Origin of the sequence: Agarivorans albus (assembly GCF_019670105.1) — a bacterium.
GTDB lineage: Bacteria > Pseudomonadota > Gammaproteobacteria > Enterobacterales > Celerinatantimonadaceae > Agarivorans > Agarivorans albus.
The window spans coordinates 1,478,827-1,498,969 of record NZ_AP023032.1; the positions used below are offsets into that span (position 1 = coordinate 1,478,827).

A 20,143-nucleotide genomic window follows, 5' to 3' on the forward strand; every position below is an offset into this window, starting at 1 on the left:
CATTAACAGCTGATTATGCATCACTAAATTGCTCGTTGAGTTTAAGGGCTAAAACCTGCTTGGCTAAGGTGGCGTTGCTGGCATACAACACGCCTTTTTGATTCATAAAGCTGCTAGTTGAGTTATTTAGCTCTAAGGCTTGACCGTAGCTGTCGCTCACCCAAGCATTGCAGCCTTGGGCAATGCATGAGCTGGCGGCGAAATCCCAAATGCAGCCGCCACCTTGTGTTCGCTTGGCGAGTTTTAAATACAAAGCGTTTGATTCATCAATTACTGAGCAAGCGTTTACTACGGCTCCAGCACTACTGTTAATTAGCAGTTCAGAATAACCTAAGTGTTTGGCAAGCTGTTCTAATTGCGCCTTAAGTTGCTCAAAATAAGGCAATTTAAGGCTGCTTCTATCACAATAAAATGTTAGCGAAGTGGAGCCTAAGTCGCATATATTGCTTGGTGTTTTTTGCTCAAACGCAAGCTGTTGCTTAAAACTGTGGTGTTGTTGGGAGTCAGGGTTAAAGTAGCTGTGGTAGAGCTTGTTACTAAAGGGAAGGTAACATACACCCAAAAGTGCTTGACCGGCTTTATTCACTAAAGCAATTGATACCGCGTAACCATCGCCTCCTTCGATAAAGGGCAAGGTGCCATCTAAGGGGTCGATTGCCCAAAAAGCTTTACTGCTAAACCGCGGGTGTTGCGTTAAATCGAAGCCTTCGGTGTTTTCTTCGGCTAGAGTGGCTAGTTGGTTCAACTGAGTGATTGGCTTAAGTGTGTTTAAAATTATCCTTTCACAATGTCGGTCTACTTCGGTAACCACCTGCGCGCTTAAACTCAAATCTTGGGATTTATGTTCTACCTTTAGTTGCTCTCTTGGGTAAGCGGCAATGTATTCGCCAGCTTGTTTGGCGGCAGTTATTGCAAGGCCTACAAACTGTTGCAGTTGAGCTGAACTAAAGTGGCAATTTATCTTAGACTTAGTCATTGCTATTTTCTGCCAAAATTTGGAGAGCCAGCTGGGTTTGTTGGTGGCTGTAACTATTTAGCTTCCAGTGACCTGGGCTCCAGCCTTCGAGAAAACGTTCAAAGTCGGCCCAAGCAAAAGGATACAAATCTCGCCATTGTTGCTCCAGCTCTGTAAAGTTAACTTCAGGAATAGCATAGTGTTCAAGGGCTTGTTGTAGCATTTCGAAGTAGTAGTCAAGAATGTTTGGTTGTTGCTCAAAGCACTGTTGTTCACTAAGGCAACTACCTACAAATAGGGCCAAATCTTGGATACCACAACCCTTGCCAACGTACTGAAAATCTACTGCTGCTACTTGGCTTAGTGTTTGATTAAAGCAAAAGTTGGCAAGCTTGGCATCGCCGTGAATAAGGCAAAAGTAATCGCTAGATTGTAGATGTAGATCTATCGCCGACGCTGCTTGTTTAAGAGGTGACTCGGCCATAGCAGCGAGTTCGTCGGGGCGAGTCGCTAAGTGCCAATAGCCGCCTTGAGGCCAAAGTGAAGAGGCTGAGCGTTGCATAAAACGGGCATGAAAATAGGCTAACCATCGGATACAAGCTAAAGCTTGCTTAAAGTCTACTTGTTGTCTTACTTCGCTGTAACCCAAGGTATGTAGGTCTTCCAATACAATACTTTGCTGGTCATCATGCTGGCTTGAATCGATAAGTTGGGGCATATAACAGTGTTGGTCACAATCTTGGGCAAACTGTTGGTACCATGCCAACTCAACTTGGTATGAATGAACTTTACGTTGGTGTGAGAGAGCCGTATTCCATCCTCGCGGATGTTTCGTTTGCTCTGGAAACGCTATGTTTTTCACTACCAAACTTGGGCGAATACCATGCTTAAACCTTACTCTAAGTAGTTCGCCATAGCCTCCCCAGAGGGATTGAATAGTTGTTACCTCAGAAATGCTGCCAGCTTGATTTAGTTGCTTAAGTTTTGCTTGTTGTCGTTCAGATAAAGACATTAAAATAACGCTGTTTGGTATGAATGGTTATGGTACGACAAGCGAGTTGACGTATCGAGTTTTTCACTAAGGTTTTTGAGCGAGATAATCTTGCCTAATTACGCTTTGTAGGTATTTATAGTATAAGAATATTGACCAACTTATCAGATTTTGCCTTATCCCTGTTTATTAACAATTTTCCAGCCATTTTATGTGACCATCTTGGCATCGAAATCTAGGCAAATAAATTAGTATATTAGCGGTAAATTTAGCCTAGGAGGGCGATTTCAACCATGCCCCAAATGGACAGTTTTGCGAAGCGTTTGTCGATTGATTGGCAGCGCACCTTAGGGGGAGCAACCAGCTTTAGTTTTTTTCAAAGCTCGGATCCCGACAATTTGGCCCGTTGCACCTCTGATTTTGCAGAACAACAGGGCGCTCCTCTATACATGATAAGCCTCAATAATTTGAGTGCTTACTCCCCCTATAGCTCGCTATTTGCCTTGCTTATTCGTCGTTTTGAACAATCCAACTTAAGTGCAGAAGAGCTTGCGGCCAGCGTGACCGACTTTGTACCGCTGCAGCAAAATTTATGCGCAATGCTTAAAGGCGAACGCTTTGAACGCAGTGAGCTGGTGTTGGTTGATGATCTTTATTTCGAACAACAGTCTATTGAAAAAGCGATTATTGCTTTAGTTGCTAAGTTATTTGTAGAGCCCGCTATTGTGGTAGTAAGTGGTTGGCACTTCGCCTCTGCTTCGGCGATTAAAATGCTGCAAGCCTTGGTGTCTAGTGAACTTAGTATTCCTGTTTTAGTGCTTACTTCTGTTGATACCCAATATGCTCTGGCTAATCGCCAAGACGATGAAGCCTGGGAAGGTTTCTTAGATTGGCTCGATGATACTACATTGTTACATAACGTGCCTACTAGCCAATCACCATTAAAAGTACATTGGCAATATCGAGATTGTGTAAAAAGTGCAGAGTTGTTAGTTGCTGAAAACATAGCATTTATGGCGTGGCCAGAGGCCGAAGTTGCCGCCCGTTTAATGCTAGAAACCACAGATTTAGAAAGCAGTTTAAAAGTAAGACTACAGTTATTCTTGGCAGAAGCGCTGTTGTATCAAGGCGAATTAAATACGGCGGTAACCGAATTAGAACTTCTTCAAGTTTTCCAAGAGTCTTTAAACAATACTTACGATAAGGTGCGCTTGTTAAATTTGCTCAGCGTTACCTTGGTGCAACAGCAAAGTTTTGAAGAAGCAATGCAATGCTCAGAAGCGGCCTTAGAGCTTGCAGGCCAAGCCACAAATGGTCATTTGGTGGCGCAATCCTTGTTCGTAAACTTTTATGCTCATGATAAATCATCTACGCCGCTAAAATTGGCTGAGTTTGCCCATTTAGACAGTGAGCTGCAGCAATACAATATGGACTGCTCGCGGCTGTATGCCTTGCGCAACTATTACACCTATTTGCGTTTTTACGAAGATTTAGATTCAAGCATTGCTTTAGATTTTACTCAAAAAGCGGTAAAGCTTGCGCGCCGAATTGGTCATCGACAAGGTATTGCAGCTAGCTATCATAGTAAGGGCATTATTTATTCTTATATCAGCCGTTACCACGCCACCTTCCGCTGTTTTGGTATTAGCTCGCGTATTCGAGAACAGCTAGGGGAAGCCAGTGAGCGGGTACGCATGTATAACGGCACCGGCTACTTTAATACTCTCTTAGAGAAATACCCAGAAGCCCAAGAGCAGTACTTGGCTGCTTACGATATTGCTCGGCATACTGGTGATTACTCGGAGCTGGTAGTGACCTTATATAACTTTGCCTGGTTATATTTTTGCACTCGCGATTACCAACAAGCCTGTGATGTATTGGAGCAATTAGTAAGAATTTGTCGAATTAGACAAATGACTCACTTCCCCTTTAGAAACCTCTACGACGTATTTAGCTTAAAGGGTTTTTGTCATTCTAAACTCGGCGAGCGTGCTCGCGCTCAGCAATGTTTAGAGCGTATGCAAGGTTTGCCTTTTAAGCCCTCAGGTACCGGCGCATTTTTAAAAGCCTTGTTGCAAGGTGCGCTTGAGGTAGTAGATGGTCGCTTAAATAAAGCTGAAGAGATATTTGAAGCAGCGCCGGCCTTACTTGGTGAAGTGGTCGACATGGACAGCCGTTTGTTGCCGCAGTGCAGCACCGAGTTATTAGAAGTTTATAGCCGCCGCGGTAAATGGGAAGCCTGTGATAGCTTGCTAAACCACAGCTTAGCCATGTGTGAAGTGCTTATTTTGCCGCGATTCACCGAGATCTTTAATAGTATTAAAAGCATCATTGATAAGCGCCAAGTATTTTACGCTAAAGATATTGATAGCTATAAGCTTGCACCAATTCATCTTAACCTTGATGATTTAGTGCGTAGTGCCAAACAAGACACACAGCTTCGCCAAGTTCAGCAGCGCTTGCGTGAAATGCAATTAATTAGCCGCATGCAATCGTTGCCTGAGCGATTTGATAGTACCGTAGATTTAGCTGTTGAAAGCTTAAAGCTGGTTTGTGGTAACTTCACTGTGCAAGTGGGAATGGTGCACCACTTAGCTAGTGACGCATGGGAAGAATGGGCGCATGTAGGTAAATTGCTAAGCAAAGAACAAGTTGATCAATACCTAGCGCATGTTAAAGATAACCAGAGCACTTGGATAAACAATAGCTTTAGTTCAAAAGGTGAAGATGGCAAACGAGCGACCTATAACTCGGTTGCCTGCTTACCAATATTTGTAGATGAACATTTATATGGCGCCTTAACCCTTTGTAACTTTAACAGTAATCGTTATTTTGACCGCCAAGACCAAGACACACTTAATTTAATTAGTCGCCAGTTAGGTAGCCAGTTACAGCAGCTTAAACACCGAGAAAACCTGCTTAAGATGTCTACCACCGACTCGCTTACCGGGCTGCTAAATAGACAAGCATTGTTAGCGCGTTTAGAGCAAGAGCTGGTGATGTTTGAGCAACAAGCTGGTACTTATCACTGTTCCTTGGCTTATATTGATTTAGATAACTTTAAAATTGTAAACGATTTGCTAGGCCATGATGTTGGTGACAAAGTGCTTTCGGCTTTCTCTGCTTTATTAGTGGACACCATGCGCGCTGGCGATATTGTTGCTCGTTGGGGCGGTGATGAATTTGTCGTGGTTTTCCCAAGTGCCAAACACGACCAAGCCAAGCTCACTGCTGAACGCTTGTTGGCCAACCTGCACAAGAAACATTATTTTAAAGAGCAGTTACGTGCTTGGGCAGAAAAACCAGAGTTGGTGGACAACTTACCCGATCTTAGTTGCTCAATCGGTATTACCGATTGCGGTGGTGTAGAGCACAATGATTTAAGTGAGGATTGGTTACTTAAACAAGCTGACCGAGCCCTATATCGCGCGAAAGCAGAGGGCAAAGGGCGGGTGAGTGTTATGAGTTTAAGCAAAGAGTTTGAGCTGGACTAAATAAAACAGTATTGCGAGAAAGCGCTGGTAAACCTCAGCGCTTTTTTATTGCCTAATATCACTCACACCAAATAAGTGATCAGAAATAACGCAGGAAAAATACTCGAGAATAAGGCATGATTTTTCGATAAGTAGTTATTCTACAATCAAAAATTTTAACGCAGTTATCGAGTATTTTAACCAGATAGAATGAACAGTTACTTGCTACGATTGGTATAACGACTTGCCAAAGCTTGTGACTAGACACTAGAGTGGACTTTCTTGGAAAAGATTTAAGGGATGTAAAGCGTGAAGTTAATTGTAAAGCTGTTGATTTTGGCCGCTGTGGGCTTAGTCATCGCCTGTAGTTCATCAGATAAAGAATACCAAAATAACCATCTTGAGCCGATCGCTAAAAACCCTTTTAAGTTTCTTTATGTTCGATTTTTTGGTGATACTCGTTGGTCTGATCAAGCGGCCGAAGCTTACCGCGTACCACGCCAAGATGTTGATCTAGAGCTACTTAAAGATGAGCACGCAGGTACAAAGGTGACTTGGTTAGGTCATTCTAGTTTCTTAGTGCAACTGCCAGAGCTGACCTTTCTTACAGATCCGGTTTTTAGTGAACGGGTATCGCCTGTGAGTTTTGCCGGGCCAAAACGCTTAGTTCCACTTACCTTTAAACCAGAAGACCTACCCAGTGTCGATTTTGTAGTGATTTCCCATAATCACTATGATCACTTGGATAAAAAAGCCATTAAGCACTTTGGTAATTCTACTCATTACTTTGTGCCAGAAGGCTTGGGTATTTGGTTTGAAAAAATGGATATTAAACCAAGTAATATTACTGAATTGCCTTGGTGGGGCTCGCAGCAAAAAGGCGAGGCCTTAATCACTGCTACGCCTAGCCAACATTGGTCGGCACGTGGCTTGTTTGATCGCAATAAAAGCCACTGGGCGAGTTGGTTGATTGAGTTTAAAGGTAAGCGTTATTGGTTTGCCGGAGATACTGGTTATAACCCCTATGACTTTAAAGAAATAGGTGAACGAGCGGAAGAAATCGATCTGGCATTTATTCCTATTGGTGCCTATTCACCACGTGGTTTTATGAAAGATCAACACGTTAATGTGCCTGAAGCGATTAAAGTACATCAAGATGTAAAGGCTAAGCTGTCTATTGGCATGCACTGGGGAACTTATCCTCTTACGGCAGAACCGGTAATGGAGCCCGCCGAGTTGTTAGAAGACCTAAGTAGCAAACAAGCCGCGTCGGCACCGTTTATTACAATGAAAATGGGCGAGACCTTGGTGTTAGACTAGCGGCTGTTGATCTTTCGAACAACATTTAGCCGCGAACGGTCAACAGAACCTAGGGTTAAACCGCTAAATTAACCCTAGAACTTAAGCCTAATTTAGTGCTGGTTTATAGGTGTTTCCGGTTAGAGTTAGTGCGTATAGAGCCGAAAGGGCCATTCCGTAGTAATCGTTATTGGCATTTTCATAACCGTTAGCGCCAATGTTCCAAGGCAGGCTGCCATTTAAGGTTTCATCAACCCAATGCTCGGTGTAATTGTTAGCATTGTCTGGATACCAGTTATAGAGCATTGCCGCTACTGCAAATCCTCCAGAGAAAGAACGGCCGTTATAACCAGCGGAGTCACCGGTCGATTGGGAAATATCTGCTTTAATATCGGTAATGTCGCCATTATTGGAGTTGTTTACCAAGTCGTTGATTAAACGACGAGTCCAGTTTTGCGATTCACTGGTTCCATACCAGGCATAGTCCATGGTTACTCGCCAAGGAATGCGAGAGGCATCTGAGCCATAGTTAGTGCTTCTGCCAGTTACCGCGCTTCCATCTAACTTCATCCAGTCAGGAACAAAGGTTTTATCACCATTTGGGCCTGCTTTTTGTTTGTCGAGTAACTTGCTGTAAAGATCGCGTGCGGCCGAATTCCAGCGGTCATTGGCATTTTTTACCGAGCTGTCTACCGAAGCCACTTCAGCAAAGTAGCGGAAAAATGCGGGTATAGAATAAGAAGCATCGATTTCATCTTTACACGGGTCGAAATTAGATTTTTGATAAGGTTTTACCACCCACGTGCCGCCATCATCGGCGCACCAATGTAACCAGTTATCGTGCAGCTCATTAACTATGTGAATCGCCTCTGCGCGATAATCAATATCTGGGTTGTCCCATTTATCAGCGGCAACAAACAGTGCCATGGCGATATCAATATCACCATCAGTGGCTGGGCCACCGCCACCTGCACCAAAACAGGTTTGGTTTTGGCCAACAATGCCATAACAAATTTGGTTGGTTACTGGAGAGGCATTACCCCAAACTAACCAAGGCATTAAATCAGCATTGTTATCATCCAAGGCTTTTCGATAAAATCGGAACAGTTTGTCGAAACGAGTTTTGTCGTCACCGTAGGCGGTAACTAGCATACCGTAACCCATTCCTTCAGAGGCCGTTGCGTAAGCATCTTTACTTACATTGCCGCTACCATCGCGTAGTGCTCCGCCCGAACCCCACTTTACACGCGCCATATTGGTACCGGCATCAACGATGTAGTTATCTACAAAGCGGTTATATATGGTGTTTAGCTCTGATGCGTTAATGGCTGTGTTGTTGGGGAGCAAAATACCGCCCCAATATCCAGAGTTCGCTAAATTCTGTTTAGTTAATGCCGCACTGGCCGAAAAACTGGCGCAACTTAACATTAATGCCGAACTGATTAATGCACAGCTGAGCAAGGGGCGCGTAGTTGAAAAAACTGTCATTGTTCATCCTTACAATTGATCATTATTATTTTTGTTAGCGCTAACAGTCATAGTTTATATTTTGTGCTGATCAAAAAGTGTTCAGGATGCGCTTTGGTCTTAGTGAATGTGATCTAGATGTGTGACATTGGTTGATAGTAATTTGTTAAGTTGTTGATAAAAAAGGATTGATTTATTTCATGGCGTTTGCTGCTTTTGAGAGGCTGGAAGCTATTTGCTAAAAAATAGCTACTTAGCTTGTGAAAAAAAATAATTGTTCGCTTCGTCTTATAAGGGATTTTTTACTTAAAAATCGGTTTATATCACAGTCATCTTTATACCTAATCATAATGATTGCCTATACCTGAACTGCTTGTTAGTATTTGTTTTTCAAGATGAACAGAGCGAAGTGAAAATGGATTTGAACGAACTGAACCATGGACAAAGAAGCCGACTAGCTTTTATTGATTTTAGCCTAGAGTACTTTGGCGAAGTGAGCCGTGCCGACTTAATTAGTCGATTTAAAACAGGCCTTGCAGCTGCAACTCGTGATTTAGCCAGCTATAAGCAACTTGCACCTAATAATGCTTTTTTAGACCATAAGGCGCGCAGGTATTTACGCAGAGATAAATTCTCTCCTTTGTTTTCTCATAATCCAGAAGCGATCTTAACGGGGCTGTCTCATGGCTTTGGTGATGGCTTGTCGTTTCCTCTAGAGCCCAGCGATACCTGCTTTGATGCGGTGAGGTTGGTGCACCCAAAGGCCGATTATATTGCCTCGATTATGCGCGCTATTCATCACCGCGTGCCGCTAAAATGCAGCTACCTGTCTATATCGTCTGGCGAAAGCAGCCGAGAAATAGTGCCTCACAGTTTAGTGAACAATGGTCACCGTTGGCATGTTAGAGCTTTTGACAGAGTAAGTGGGAGCTTTAGAGACTTTGTATGTACTCGCTTTACCCAACTCGAAGTGCTCGATCAGTCAATTGCTACGCTAGAAGCTCGTGATTATGACAAGCAGTGGAATCACATTGTGGAGTTGGAGCTGGTGGCTCATCCAAGTTTGCAGTACCCGCAGGCTATTGAGCTTGATTATGCGATGCATGAAGGGGCGCTTAAACTTGAAGTACGCGCCGCGCTGGCGGGGTATTTGTTACGCCAATGGAATGTTGATTGTTCAAAACAACACAGTTTGAGTGGTGGTGAATATCAATTAGCCTTAAAAGACAGCAAGGTATTGGCAAATGTATCTGGCTTAAGTATTGCGCCAGGTTGGCAGTCAGAGGATTAACAAGAACGATGAGAGCAAGCTTACGCAGCCATGTTATTAAGATTTGCCAAAGTAAAATTGACGCTAAGGGCAGTAATGTAGGTTTGTCTTTCTATGCGTTTTTTGCCAATAAAAATGATAATCCCGAGCTGCTAATGGAAGCTGCTAGGTGGTGGATTGAAACTCATCAGCTCGATCATTTCGAAAAAGCGCATAAAATTAAAGCATTAGTTGAGTCTGAGAATTAACGCTCACTTGTAGGCTTGTATTTCGGCTCTCTACTGCTGTTTTTCTAGTGGAGAGTTCGGCTTGAATGTGGATTATTTAACCACTACAATAGCGAACTTTTATTGTTTGATAGAAGGTTGTGGTGCCAAACGGCGTCATGAGTAGTTAAATGTTTCGCTCCGCTGTAACAGAAAAAACGCTGTTAAGTTTTTCTAGTTTTTCCTCCTTTTTGTTCGCTTTACTCGGTATCAGCCTTGGTTTATGGGCTGGTTCTTTAGTGATTGTATTTGATGGTGCCTATTCATTGGTGAGCCTAGCCTTAACGCTAGTTTCGCTGGGCTCCCTAGCGCTTAGAAAACACCCTGTATTCGAAGAGCAGCCCAATAAAGCATTAATGATAGAGCCCGCGGTTGTAGCCTTCAAAGGCTTGGCTATTAGTGCTATGTGTTTGTTTTCATTTGGATCTGCAGTTTTAGCTATAGTAAATGGGGGGCGCGATGTGAATACCGGTTTAGCTTTGGTGTTCGGGCTGCTTAATGTTGTTGGTTGTGTCGCGACTTACCTAATACTAACAAAAGCCAGTAAACAGTCTTTGCTACTGGATGCAGAGGCGAAACAATGGTTAATGGACAGTGTGATAAGCGGGGCGGTATTGGTCGGTTTTGTGGTGGCTATGTTATTAAGCAAAAGCGCCTATGCTGCATTTGCTGTTTACGCCGATCCGGCAATGGTGATTATTGCCTCAGCATATTTCGTTTGGGTACCGCTTAAAATGACCTTACGAGCGCTAAATCAGCTAAATAGTATTAGAAAGCTTGAATTTAGTTATTAGCTGGAAGCGAGCTGTTAATATTTGGCGAACCGAGAGTAAAAAGGCGTAAAGTAAAAATTTACGCCTTTTTTGTTTGGCTTAGTTGCTGTAGCAGCTATCCCAATCGCCGTAGTTTGCGTCACCAGCAAGAACTTGCAACTCAACGTCACCTAGTACTTTAACAATGGCGGCATTGGCCAGCTCAATCACAGCATCTAACTCTGCCTGTTCAGTGAAAAAGTTAATCGCTACATGGTACTGTTCGTTAAAGTAGGCGATAAACAGCTCCCAGCCTTGCTGTTGTTGGGTATTGGCTAGCTCAGCATCTACTTCATCAAATTTTTCAATGTCTGCTACAAAACGGATTTCGGCACAGGTTTGTGCGAAAGGCCCAATCGCCATCTTTTTTAGGTGGCGGGCTTTATGGTGGCTTTTAACTTGTGGTTTGGCTAAATCAGGAACAGAGATAACAGTCATTTTAAGTACCTAGTGGAAAATAGTAATTGGATTCAGCTAGGCAACATTTTTATGCCAAGCTGTTTGAGCGCGAGCTTAGTCTAGCTGCCGCATTGGCGCAAGCTAAAGCTGAGAGTCTAGCTCTTTTTGTACTAGCATAAATCACTGTACATCAAAGCTTACAGTCAAGTTTTGCCAATTGAGCTTGCTTTGCCTGGGATGGGTTAATATTAGACAGTGCTAGCGAAAAAGTTGTCAGTTTGAGCCGCTGCGCTAGGCAAGACAGATGCAAGCATACTGGTAGCTACCAAACATATTTTTTTGGTGTTGTTGCGGGTATGAGTTGTCGCGCTCTTTTTCGTTTTTTTGAACTTCTATTGTTTTTAAGTATTCACGTTCTCGCGTGACTCCCACCTAAGGCCACTGGCCTTAGGTTTTTTTTGTCTGCAGTTTGCTGCTTAACGATAAGCAGCAAAGATGTAACTAGCGCTGCTCATCATCGAATTGTTTGATCAATACCGAAGTATCGGCGCGAGAATAGCCACGTTGTTGTAACTTGGCATATTCATTATCAACTTGTTTGGCTAATGGTAAGGCAACGCCCAGTTTGTCGGCTTCATCAAAACATATTGCTAAGTCTTTTCTCATCCAATCAATGGCAAAGCCAAAGTCAAACTCATTGGCGGTCATGCTGCTAGCTCGATTGCTCAGTTGCCAGCTTCCTGCTGCGCCATGCTGCAGCACTTCCACAACTTTGTTTATATCTAGCTTAGTGGCTTCTGCCAGTTTTAAGGCCTCGGATAAACCTTGCAAGATTCCAGTGATACAAAGTTGATTAACCATTTTGCAGCGCTGGCCATAGCCTACCGGCCCTATCAAATTAACGGCCTTGGCATAGCAATCAAAAACAGCTGCTACTTTGCTTAAAGTGGACTGCTCTCCACCTACCATTACTGTTAGGCAGCCGTTAACGGCGCCGGCCTCGCCACCAGATACTGGTGCATCAAGAAATTCAAGTTGATGGGCTTTGGCCGCGCTATCTAGCTCGCTGGCAATTTCTGCCGAGGCAGTGGTATGGTCAACTAAAATGCTGCCTGGTTTTGCAGCGCCAATAATGCCCTGTTCACCAAGATAAACCTGCTGCAGATCTTGATCATTGCCTACACAGCTTAAAATAACATCTGCTTGGCTAGCGGCTTCCGCTGGGGTAAATGCTTGTTTACCTTGGTACTTAGCTAGCCACTTTTTAGCGGTGGCATCGGTGCGGTTATAAACCACCACTTGGTAGCCTTGCTGGCTTAAGTGACCAGCCATAGGAAAACCCATTGTTCCTAAGCCTATAAACGCAACGGTAATTGAAGATGGTGTCATAGCGGTTGTCCTTAACTAGTCAAACTAAGTGCAGCACCCCGTGCTGATTTATTAACGATAGTTGCATTGAACTAGTTCATTGGCAATTATTTGAGCGTATATTTAACCATTACTCAATAATTGACTTGTTTTACTAGTTCAATCGGTTTGCTTAGCTGCTAAAACCACATGAGGCTGTAAATCATCTAGTTATTCGGTGATACCATTTGTTCTAAATGGTTATTCTATAAATATCATGCAGATAGCTATATTCTGCTAATTGTAAACAAATGAGTGAGCGCAGAGTTGCTAGACACAATATTGCTAGGTTTTAACCCAAAATCTCGACCTCTATATCTTGAGATTGCTCGATGTATCGAGAACGCTATCTTGAAGGGGCAGATAGCCTATCAAGATAAACTGCCATCGCATCGAACCCTCGCCAGCGAAATTGGCAGTAGTGCCGTAACGGTGCGTCAGGCTTACCAAGAATTAGAAAACAAAGCCTTGTTAAGTTCTGGGATAGGTAAAGGCACCTTTGTTTCTTTTAATGTAAACCTTAGTGCTGGCATTAAAGGGCGTACTCAAAACGAGCTTAACCTTTCCTTGGTAGCGCCATTAAATGGCCCCTTACTTAAACCTTTAAGCGTTCAGCTAAGCGCGCTTGCCAATGCTGATTTAAGTGCCTATTGCGATTATGAGGCAGATGCCGGTAACCCAGAGCAGTTGGCCGTTCTGCATCAATGGCTGAAAACTCAAGGCATTGATTGCGAACAGAGCCAGGTTATTGTCTGTCATGGTGCGCAGCATGCTTTATTGGTTGCAGTATTGGCATGCACTCAAGTCGGGGATAGGGTTGCAGTAGAAAGCTTGTGTTATCCGGGGATCCTCTCGGTGCTTCGCCAAACAGGCAGAATACCTGTGCCAGTGGCGCTTGATGAACAGGGTTTAGTGCCCAATTCTTTAGAGCGGCTGCATGAGCAACAAACTATACGGGCGTTAATGCTGGTGGCTTCCTGTCAAAACCCAACCGGAACGGTAATGCCGAATCAGCGGCGTGAGCAACTGGCTAAAGTGGTTAAACGCTGCGCTATTCAAGTGATTGATGACGATATTTATGGCTTTTTGGCTGCAGAAGAAATAAAACCCTTTTTTCATTTTGCCCCGCAGCAAAGCATTTATCTAACGAGTTTGTCTAAGTGTGTATCGCCGAGTTTGCGGTTAGGGCTGTTGGTGGTACCTAAAAGTAGTCGTGACGATTATATAAATTTGGTAAGAACAACGGTTTGGTTGCCTTCGCCCTTACTTATGCAACTAGCTTGTCAGTTAATTACAAGCGGAGCTGTAGCCAAAGTAACTCAATGGCAGAAGCGTCAAGCATTGGCGCGACAGAATTTGGCAAAAACAATGCTCAATGAATTAGAGTTTGTTAATCAGCATTTGGCTGAACATAGTGCTTACCACCTGTGGTTATATCTGCCACTGGGCTGGACCAGCCAAGCCTTTGTAGAGGTAATGCTCGGCCATCATATCCATGTAAGTGGTGAGCAGCATTTTAGGTTCGAGGGTAAACAGCGACCGGCAGTGCGTATTAGTTTAATGGCCACGCAAAGTCTATCCGATCTTAAACATGCGCTGGGTTTAATTCGTGATGTTTTGCTACGGCGAATTTAAGCTACTCGTGGGCCTTTTGATAGGCTTTTCCCCAGTCACAAAGCAAATCTAAGGCCGGATTTAATTGTTCGGCTAAAGCGGTTGGGGTGTACTCAACCCTTGGTGGCACTTCGGCAAATACTTTGCGTTCTATCAGCTTATCTTTTTCTAAATCACGCAGTTGTTGGGTTAAGGTTTTTTGAGTGATTTTGGGGATCTCTCGTTTGAGTTCACCAAAACGCAGCGTTTTACCACGTAGTTGATACAAGATAATCACCTTCCATTTACCACCAATTACTTCAATGGCGGTCGAAACAGGGCATTCATGCTTTTGCTCTGTCAAAGAAACTTCACAATTTTTTTCTGGGCTAGAAGCCGCTGAATCCAACATTAGGCACCTCGAGGAAACTAAATATCTAATTAGTGCGTACTTGTAGTTCGCTAAAAGCGTTCTTATAGTTACCAAAAGATACTATGTTTCGTTTGGATACAAAAGTTATATCGATTGGCCAAGCGCATATTTGTTAATTTATACAAGGAATCACTCGATGTCAGCCATTTATAAGCCGAACCAAACCATTGAACTGATAAGTTTCAAGCTTTGTCCCTTTGTGCAACGCTCGGTGATTACTTTATTATACAAAGGTATCGAGTTTGAGATTAAGTACATTGATTTAGCCAACAAACCAGACTGGTTTTTGGCGCTATCTCCTTTAGGCAAAGTGCCGGTGCTTAAGTACGGCGACGATGTCTTGTTTGAGTCTGCGGTGATAAACGAGTTCTTGGATGAAATTACCGAAGGCTCTTTAATGCCGAGTGACCCTCTACAAAAAGCCAAAGATCGCGCATGGATAGAGTTTTCAAGCCAAGTATTAATGGCGCAGTATCAAACCTCATTAGCCAAAAATCAGGATGACTTTGCTCAAGCAGAAGCTGGGCTAAACGACAAGCTCTCGCGTCTAGAAGCTTTAACCAGTGATAAGGGCTTTTTTAATGGTGAAGACTTAGCCTTAATCGACACCGTGTTAGCGCCATTGTTTACCCGTTTTGCGGCGATAGAAAGCTTGTTTGAGCGTGATTTACTTGCAAACTTTCCCAAGCTAAAGGCGCTAGGGCAACGCTTGCTAGCCTTGCCGGAAGTATCGGGCTCGGTAGTTGAGAACTTTAACTCACTGTTTGCCGACTACTTAGGTAATGCCGAGAGTTGGCTTACTAAGTAGCTCGCTAAAACGTTTGTTTATTACTTTTAATGATCTTAAAGGATAAAGATATGTCTCTAAGCCAACTGTTTACACCAATCAAACTGGGCGATATAGAACTGAAACATCGTGTTGTTATGGCGCCGCTTACCCGTTCTCGCTCTGCCCAACCGGGCGACTACCCTCATGAGCTTAATGTGGAATACTATTCACAGCGAGCGAGTGCTGCTCTAATTATTAGCGAAGCTACGCAAGTGTCACCTCAGGCCAAGGGTTATGCTTTTACGCCAGGTATTCATAGCGAGCAACAAATTGCCGGTTGGAAAACAATTACGGATGCTGTGCACGCCAAGGGCGGAAAAATTGTGCTGCAACTTTGGCATGTTGGCCGTATTTCTCATTCGGTTATTCAAGAAAATGGTGAATTGCCGGTTGCGCCGTCGGCGATAGCCGCAGAAGGACAAGCCTTTACTGAACAGGGATTTTTAGATTTTGAAACGCCACGAGCGCTTGAAACCGAAGAAATAGCGTCAATAGTTGAGCAGTTTAAACAAGGCGCTATTAATGCTAAAAAGGCCGGATTTGATGGGGTAGAAATTCATGCTGCCAATGGCTATTTACTGGATCAGTTTCTCAAAGACGGAACCAACCAGCGTGACGACATCTATGGTGGCTCAATCGAAAATCGAGCGCGCTTAAGCTTGGAAGTTACCCAAGCCGTGACCGAGGTATGGGGAGCGGGTAGAGTGGGGATTAGAATCTCGCCAACCGGCAACTTTAACTCGATGTCTGATAGCAATCCTCAAGCTTTGTTCAACTACTTGGTTGAGCAGCTTAGCCCCATGAAGCTTGCTTACCTCCACGTAGTAGAGAATTTTGCTGGAGCAAGCAGCGAAGGTTTCGACTTCACTCAGTTGCGCAGCCGCTTCGCGGGCGCATACATGGCAAATGGTGGTTATAGCGCGAACAGTGCTGAACAAGCCATTGTAGAAGACAGTGCCGACCTCGTGTCGTTTGGCTCCCCGTTCATTGCCAACCCTGATTTACCCGAGCGCTTTAAACAAGGTGCCGAGTTGAATGAGTTAGACCAAGACACTTTATATGGTGGTGGAGCGAAAGGTTATACCGATTACCCCTTTCTAATGAGTGTAAGCTCTTAAGTTTTCATTTCTTTGCGAAAAAGCTGAAGCAAGAAATGTTTGTGCAAGTCCACAATTCCCTGTGGTGTTTGGCCTCGCGTGCGAGGCCTTTTTTTATTTATATCTGTAACTCAGTTGCTTGTAACCTGCTTTGTTGCTAAATTCGCCAGCCAATTTTCTACCGTTTGGTGCTATGCGTTTATTAAAGTCTACTGTTCACCCTGATCTTAGTTCCCTTGATGGGAAGGCTTTGGAGCGCGTTGCTGCAAGAGCAATTGTGCTAAAGGGGGAAGAGATTTTGTTAATGTATACCGAGCGTTATCATGATTACACCTTGCCTGGCGGCGGTGTTGACCAAGGCGAAAACCTGATTGAAGGCTTAAAGCGGGAGCTGAGTGAAGAAACTGGTGCACAAAATGTGCGCGATATTCAGCCCTTTGGCTGCTATGAAGAATATCGCCCCTGGTATAAAGATGATGCTGATTACATGCATATGCTGTCCTATTGCTACTTGTGCAAAATTGATGATGAACTTGCCGAAAATGCCTTAGAAGACTACGAAATCAACAATGGAATGAAGCCCGTCTGGTTGAACATTCATAGCGCTATCGCCCATAACCTAGAGACTATCGCCAGTAATCCTAAAGCGGGTATGTCGGTTGAGCGCGAGACTTTTTTACTGCAAAAAGTGGTGACGGAATGTTTGATAAACTCGCCACTTAAACAAGCGGTTTAAACTCGCGCCACCAAAAATACTGATAGAGCTTTCTCTGGTCGCCACTTGGTGTCGATGCTAAAGCCTTGTTGTTGAAAGCTATTCAGCAGTTCTTGCTCGGTAAACACTCTTACTAGAGGCATCAGGCCTAGTGCTTTACCAATTGGGCCAATTAGCTTAAAAAATTTCATTCTGTCGCCTAAACAAGGGGTGCTACTAATTAGTACTCCACCTGGTTTTAGCCAACTCTTTATGGTCGCTATAGCGGTTTCTTTGTCTTCCAATAGGTGAATCAGGTTAAGTGCAAAGACGATGTCTACCGGTTCATTTACCACTAGCTCTTCGACTGTAGCTTGCTGAAAACTTAGATTGTCTATTTGCTGTTCTTGGCGTTTTCGCTCTGCAATATCTAACATTGCGGCTGAGATATCGGTGGCGAGTATGTGCTTTAGATAAGGGGCATGTAGTAATGCAGTTGAGCCGGTACCACAGCCCACTTCAATGGCCGTAGCATCTTTAGAAAAGTACTCGCGGCTAAGTGCCAGTTTTTTCTCATAGCTGGGAATATCTGAAATAGCGCGCTTAGCGTAAGAGCTAGCATGTTTATCCCAAAACTTATTGCGAGTATCCATCAACATTTTCCCTAATGAGTTGCGTTTAGCGCTGATTGAGTGAATAGTAATCATGCTTAAAACAGGTAGCAATAATCAATAATGCATCTTAGGTATACGTATTTGTATGGATAGGCGTTCTATAAATTTTGATTGGAATAGGGCTCGGGCTTTTTTGGTTACCGCTGAAGAAGGCTCTTTATCCGCTGCTGCGCGAGCATTAGCTATGACTCAGCCTACTTTAAGTCGCCAAGTGGCGGCCTTAGAGCAAGAACTAGGTGTTTCCTTGTTCGAGCGAGTGGGGGGCAGGCTAAGCCTCACCACCAGTGGCGTAGAGTTATTGACACACGTTCAAGCCATGGGCCAAGCGGCTAATAATTTGTCTTTATCCGCTTCTGGTAGAGCAGAAGCCATTGAAGGTGACGTATGCATTTCGGCTTCGGAGGCCGTGGCAGCTTTTGTTCTGCCGAGTATTGTTGAGAAACTACGGCTACACGCCCCAGGTGTGCGGGTAGAGATTATTGCCAGCAATGACTCTAGCGACTTGTTACGCCGAGAAGCAGATATTGCCATTCGGGCATATCAACCTACCGAATTGGAGTTAATCGCCCGCCGTGTTGCAGATATCGATGTGCATTTATATGCGGCTAAAAGCTACTTAGCTAAGTGGCCACAGCCTCGCACTATTCAAAGTCTTGCTGATGCAAAATTCCTCGCTTTCGATAAAAACGATGAGTTGATTAATGAGCTGGCTAAGCTAGGTTTCTCGCTTAAGCAAAGTAACTTTCCGGCGGTAGTGAGCAACCATTTAGTCCAGTGGGAGCTGGTGAAACAGGGCGTTGGCATTGGCTTTATGTTAGAGCAAGTAGGCGACAGCGAGCCCTTGGTCGAGCGCGCCTTTCCTTCTCTAGCTGCAATCCCTACACAATCTTGGCTGGTGGTTCATCGAGAGCTAAATACCAGCCGACGACTGCGTATGGTGTATGACTTTTTGGCCGAGCAGCTAAGCTAGCTGTAACTGTATACTTTCACTTAGTTGCTGTTCTACACAATTGGCTTCTTCGCCGCTTCGGTCAATCACCAAAAAGTCGCTAGTTTGTTGCAAGCTAATTAAGGGGTGATGCCATACCCCGCTGTGGTAGTTAACCCCTTGGTCAGGCTGTGCCCAAAAGGCGCAAATGCTATCTTCATCTAGCTCACCAGGTTTTGCCACCACTACCACGTAGGGGCGTTGGGACAAGGGCATAAATAGCTGGCTGCCATAGGGATGGTGTTCCAGCATATCTATGGCTAGTGGCAGCTGAAAGGCTTGGCCGCGAAATATCGAGACAATCAGCTTGGCTTGGCTGCCGCTGGCTTGCAACTCGGCCAAGTCGTGGAAGCGACTGGTGGTTCCGCCATTGATTGCAAAAGGCGAGACTCTGTCGCAGGCCACTACATCTCCAAAGGGCGCAAAGGTCGCTTGAGTAAGCGGCTGTAAGCTGAGTTTTTTCATTGCCATTCCTTAAGCTGATTTACCCCACAAGCGCAGGCGACTGATGCCGCCATCGGGATAAATATTCACTCGAATATGCGTGATGGTGCCAAGCGAGTTTAGCTCGTTAAAGTGATGCTCATTGTCGGCGCTAAGTGACTTAGCGGGCAACAACTCCTGCCAAAACATACTTTGGCTGATCAAACTTAAATCGTTAGGATCTTGAATATTGGCTGCCTGTATCGACAGTTTGTCGGGGAAGTTGCCTTTAAAGTGAGTGGTGGCCACTTCAATTTTGTCAACCTCGCCAGCTTGGCCTAAAGCAATAATACACCAATCGTTACCCGGCTCTCGGCGGCGGCGGGTTTCCCAGCCATCGCCCATATTAACGCCTTTGGCTGGCGCAAGCAGATTGCTGGGCGTACCGTAATGCGCATCATTGTATCCAATGACTCTGCCGCCATTTTTAAGGGCAACTAGATCAATGCTTTGCTCACTTGAATGTTGTGGGATGGGGTGGCCAAATACCCGTAAACGGGCAATGCCACCATCGGGAAAAATATTAATTTTTAGATGACTAATCGGCTGCTCAGTGTCTACTGCAAAAAAGTGGTGGTTATCGGCACTTAAAGCACTGGCAGAGAGAATACTGTGCCATTGGGTATCACTTGGTGGTGTATCGTGCTCGCAGTAGCAGGCTTCAATACTGGCCGCTGGGGCAAAATTACCGGTAAAAAAGCTAGTATCTAGTTGTAGTCCTTTAACCTTGCCTGCAACCCCTAGTTTTACGATGCACCAGTCGTGGCCTGCATCACGGCGGCGGCGACTTTCCCATCCGTCCATCCATTTGCCGTTATCATCATATTTGTCTGGGTAAAACAGAGCGGGCAAGTGGTTGAGCATGCGTTCGGCTTTGGCAAAAAAATCGTCACTCACAGCGATGATTTGGCTGCCTAAACGGTTGTCGGCTAAGTTTACACACTGTTGGCTAAAGGCTGGCGCATCGGTGGCAGCTGGGGCAGTTATAGCTTGGCTCATAGTTATCCTTAAAT

General features: G+C 44.4%; 19 protein-coding genes. 10 read left to right on the plus strand and 9 right to left on the minus strand.

Annotated elements, in window-relative coordinates; translation table 11 throughout:
- Positions 1 to 13: 13 nt before the first annotated feature.
- Both K5620_RS06885 and K5620_RS06890 read right to left on the minus strand, forming a co-directional pair.
- A complete protein-coding gene (locus tag K5620_RS06885) occupies positions 14 to 976 on the minus strand; it encodes a 3'(2'),5'-bisphosphate nucleotidase CysQ family protein (protein ID WP_016402751.1) in 963 nt (320 codons plus the stop codon).
- The gene (locus K5620_RS06890) at positions 969 to 1,967 is read right to left on the minus strand and encodes an oxidoreductase family protein (RefSeq protein WP_016402752.1); all 999 of its coding nucleotides are present in this window, start codon (positions 1,965 to 1,967) and stop codon (positions 969 to 971) included. Before K5620_RS06890 ends, K5620_RS06885 begins: the two co-directional genes overlap by 8 nt.
- 272 nt (positions 1,968 to 2,239) lie before the next feature.
- Between K5620_RS06890 and K5620_RS06895 the strand changes: the two genes are divergently transcribed.
- Both K5620_RS06895 and K5620_RS06900 read left to right on the plus strand, forming a co-directional pair.
- Positions 2,240 to 5,440 (plus strand): diguanylate cyclase, encoded by a 3,201-nt coding sequence (locus K5620_RS06895; RefSeq protein ID WP_016402753.1) that lies wholly within the window; start codon positions 2,240 to 2,242, stop codon positions 5,438 to 5,440.
- A gap of 288 nt (positions 5,441 to 5,728) precedes the next feature.
- On the plus strand, positions 5,729 to 6,739 hold the full coding sequence (locus K5620_RS06900; protein ID WP_016402754.1) for an MBL fold metallo-hydrolase: 1,011 nt from the start codon (positions 5,729 to 5,731) through the stop codon (positions 6,737 to 6,739).
- An 87-nt stretch (positions 6,740 to 6,826) separates the two neighbouring features.
- On the opposite strand, the gene K5620_RS06905 is transcribed toward K5620_RS06900, so the two are convergent.
- Entirely contained in the window at positions 6,827 to 8,206 is a 1,380-nt protein-coding gene (locus K5620_RS06905) for a glycosyl hydrolase family 8 (protein WP_040307403.1), read from the minus strand.
- A 394-nt stretch (positions 8,207 to 8,600) separates the two neighbouring features.
- On the opposite strand from K5620_RS06905, the gene K5620_RS06910 reads away from it, so the two are divergent.
- The 3 genes from K5620_RS06910 to K5620_RS06920 all read left to right on the plus strand — a co-directional run bounded on the left by K5620_RS06910 (position 8,601) and on the right by K5620_RS06920 (position 10,515).
- Complete coding sequence (locus K5620_RS06910; protein WP_051147640.1) at positions 8,601 to 9,476, plus strand: WYL domain-containing protein; 876 nt, start codon at positions 8,601 to 8,603, stop codon at positions 9,474 to 9,476.
- Between the two features lie 8 nt (positions 9,477 to 9,484).
- Positions 9,485 to 9,703 carry a DUF6500 family protein gene (locus K5620_RS06915; RefSeq protein WP_016402758.1) on the plus strand — a complete coding sequence of 73 codons (219 nt, stop codon included), beginning with the start codon at positions 9,485 to 9,487 and terminating at the stop codon, positions 9,701 to 9,703.
- A 149-nt stretch (positions 9,704 to 9,852) separates the two neighbouring features.
- Positions 9,853 to 10,515: a cation efflux transmembrane domain-containing protein gene (locus K5620_RS06920; protein WP_016402759.1), complete on the plus strand. Its 663-nt coding sequence runs from the start codon at positions 9,853 to 9,855 to the stop codon at positions 10,513 to 10,515.
- Between the two features lie 78 nt (positions 10,516 to 10,593).
- On the opposite strand, the gene K5620_RS06925 is transcribed toward K5620_RS06920, so the two are convergent.
- Both K5620_RS06925 and K5620_RS06930 read right to left on the minus strand, forming a co-directional pair.
- Complete coding sequence (locus K5620_RS06925; RefSeq protein ID WP_016402760.1) at positions 10,594 to 10,971, minus strand: hypothetical protein; 378 nt, start codon at positions 10,969 to 10,971, stop codon at positions 10,594 to 10,596.
- A gap of 462 nt (positions 10,972 to 11,433) precedes the next feature.
- Positions 11,434 to 12,321 (minus strand): NAD(P)-dependent oxidoreductase, encoded by an 888-nt coding sequence (locus tag K5620_RS06930; RefSeq protein WP_016402762.1) that lies wholly within the window; start codon positions 12,319 to 12,321, stop codon positions 11,434 to 11,436.
- A gap of 273 nt (positions 12,322 to 12,594) precedes the next feature.
- Here K5620_RS06930 and K5620_RS06935 point away from each other — a divergent pair, with 273 nt between their 5' ends.
- On the plus strand, positions 12,595 to 13,974 hold the full coding sequence (locus K5620_RS06935; RefSeq protein ID WP_040307404.1) for an aminotransferase-like domain-containing protein: 1,380 nt from the start codon (positions 12,595 to 12,597) through the stop codon (positions 13,972 to 13,974).
- A gap of 1 nt (position 13,975) precedes the next feature.
- On the opposite strand, the gene K5620_RS06940 is transcribed toward K5620_RS06935, so the two are convergent.
- A complete protein-coding gene (locus K5620_RS06940; RefSeq protein ID WP_016402764.1) occupies positions 13,976 to 14,344 on the minus strand; it encodes a winged helix-turn-helix transcriptional regulator in 369 nt (122 codons plus the stop codon).
- 157 nt (positions 14,345 to 14,501) lie between these two features.
- Here K5620_RS06940 and K5620_RS06945 point away from each other — a divergent pair, with 157 nt between their 5' ends.
- The 3 genes from K5620_RS06945 (at position 14,502) to K5620_RS06955 (ending at position 17,027) form a co-directional block, all read left to right on the plus strand.
- Complete coding sequence (locus K5620_RS06945; RefSeq protein ID WP_016402765.1) at positions 14,502 to 15,173, plus strand: glutathione S-transferase family protein; 672 nt, start codon at positions 14,502 to 14,504, stop codon at positions 15,171 to 15,173.
- A 50-nt stretch (positions 15,174 to 15,223) separates the two neighbouring features.
- A complete protein-coding gene (locus K5620_RS06950; RefSeq protein ID WP_016402766.1) occupies positions 15,224 to 16,312 on the plus strand; it encodes an alkene reductase in 1,089 nt (362 codons plus the stop codon).
- A 172-nt stretch (positions 16,313 to 16,484) separates the two neighbouring features.
- Entirely contained in the window at positions 16,485 to 17,027 is a 543-nt protein-coding gene (locus K5620_RS06955) for an NUDIX hydrolase (protein ID WP_016402767.1), read from the plus strand.
- On the opposite strand, the gene K5620_RS06960 is transcribed toward K5620_RS06955, so the two are convergent.
- Positions 17,024 to 17,638, minus strand: coding sequence for a class I SAM-dependent methyltransferase (locus K5620_RS06960; protein WP_016402768.1), 615 nt, complete (start codon positions 17,636 to 17,638; stop codon positions 17,024 to 17,026). The genes K5620_RS06955 and K5620_RS06960 overlap by 4 nt on opposite strands.
- A gap of 106 nt (positions 17,639 to 17,744) precedes the next feature.
- Here K5620_RS06960 and K5620_RS06965 point away from each other — a divergent pair, with 106 nt between their 5' ends.
- Entirely contained in the window at positions 17,745 to 18,629 is an 885-nt protein-coding gene (locus K5620_RS06965; RefSeq protein WP_016402769.1) for a LysR family transcriptional regulator, read from the plus strand.
- Here the strand turns inward: K5620_RS06965 and K5620_RS06970 are convergent.
- Positions 18,621 to 19,112 carry an ureidoglycolate lyase gene (locus K5620_RS06970; protein ID WP_016402770.1) on the minus strand — a complete coding sequence of 164 codons (492 nt, stop codon included), beginning with the start codon at positions 19,110 to 19,112 and terminating at the stop codon, positions 18,621 to 18,623. The genes K5620_RS06965 and K5620_RS06970 overlap by 9 nt on opposite strands.
- A 9-nt stretch (positions 19,113 to 19,121) precedes the next feature.
- Positions 19,122 to 20,129, minus strand: coding sequence for an allantoicase (gene alc, locus K5620_RS06975; RefSeq protein ID WP_016402771.1), 1,008 nt, complete (start codon positions 20,127 to 20,129; stop codon positions 19,122 to 19,124).
- Between the last annotated feature and the right edge of the window lie 14 nt (positions 20,130 to 20,143).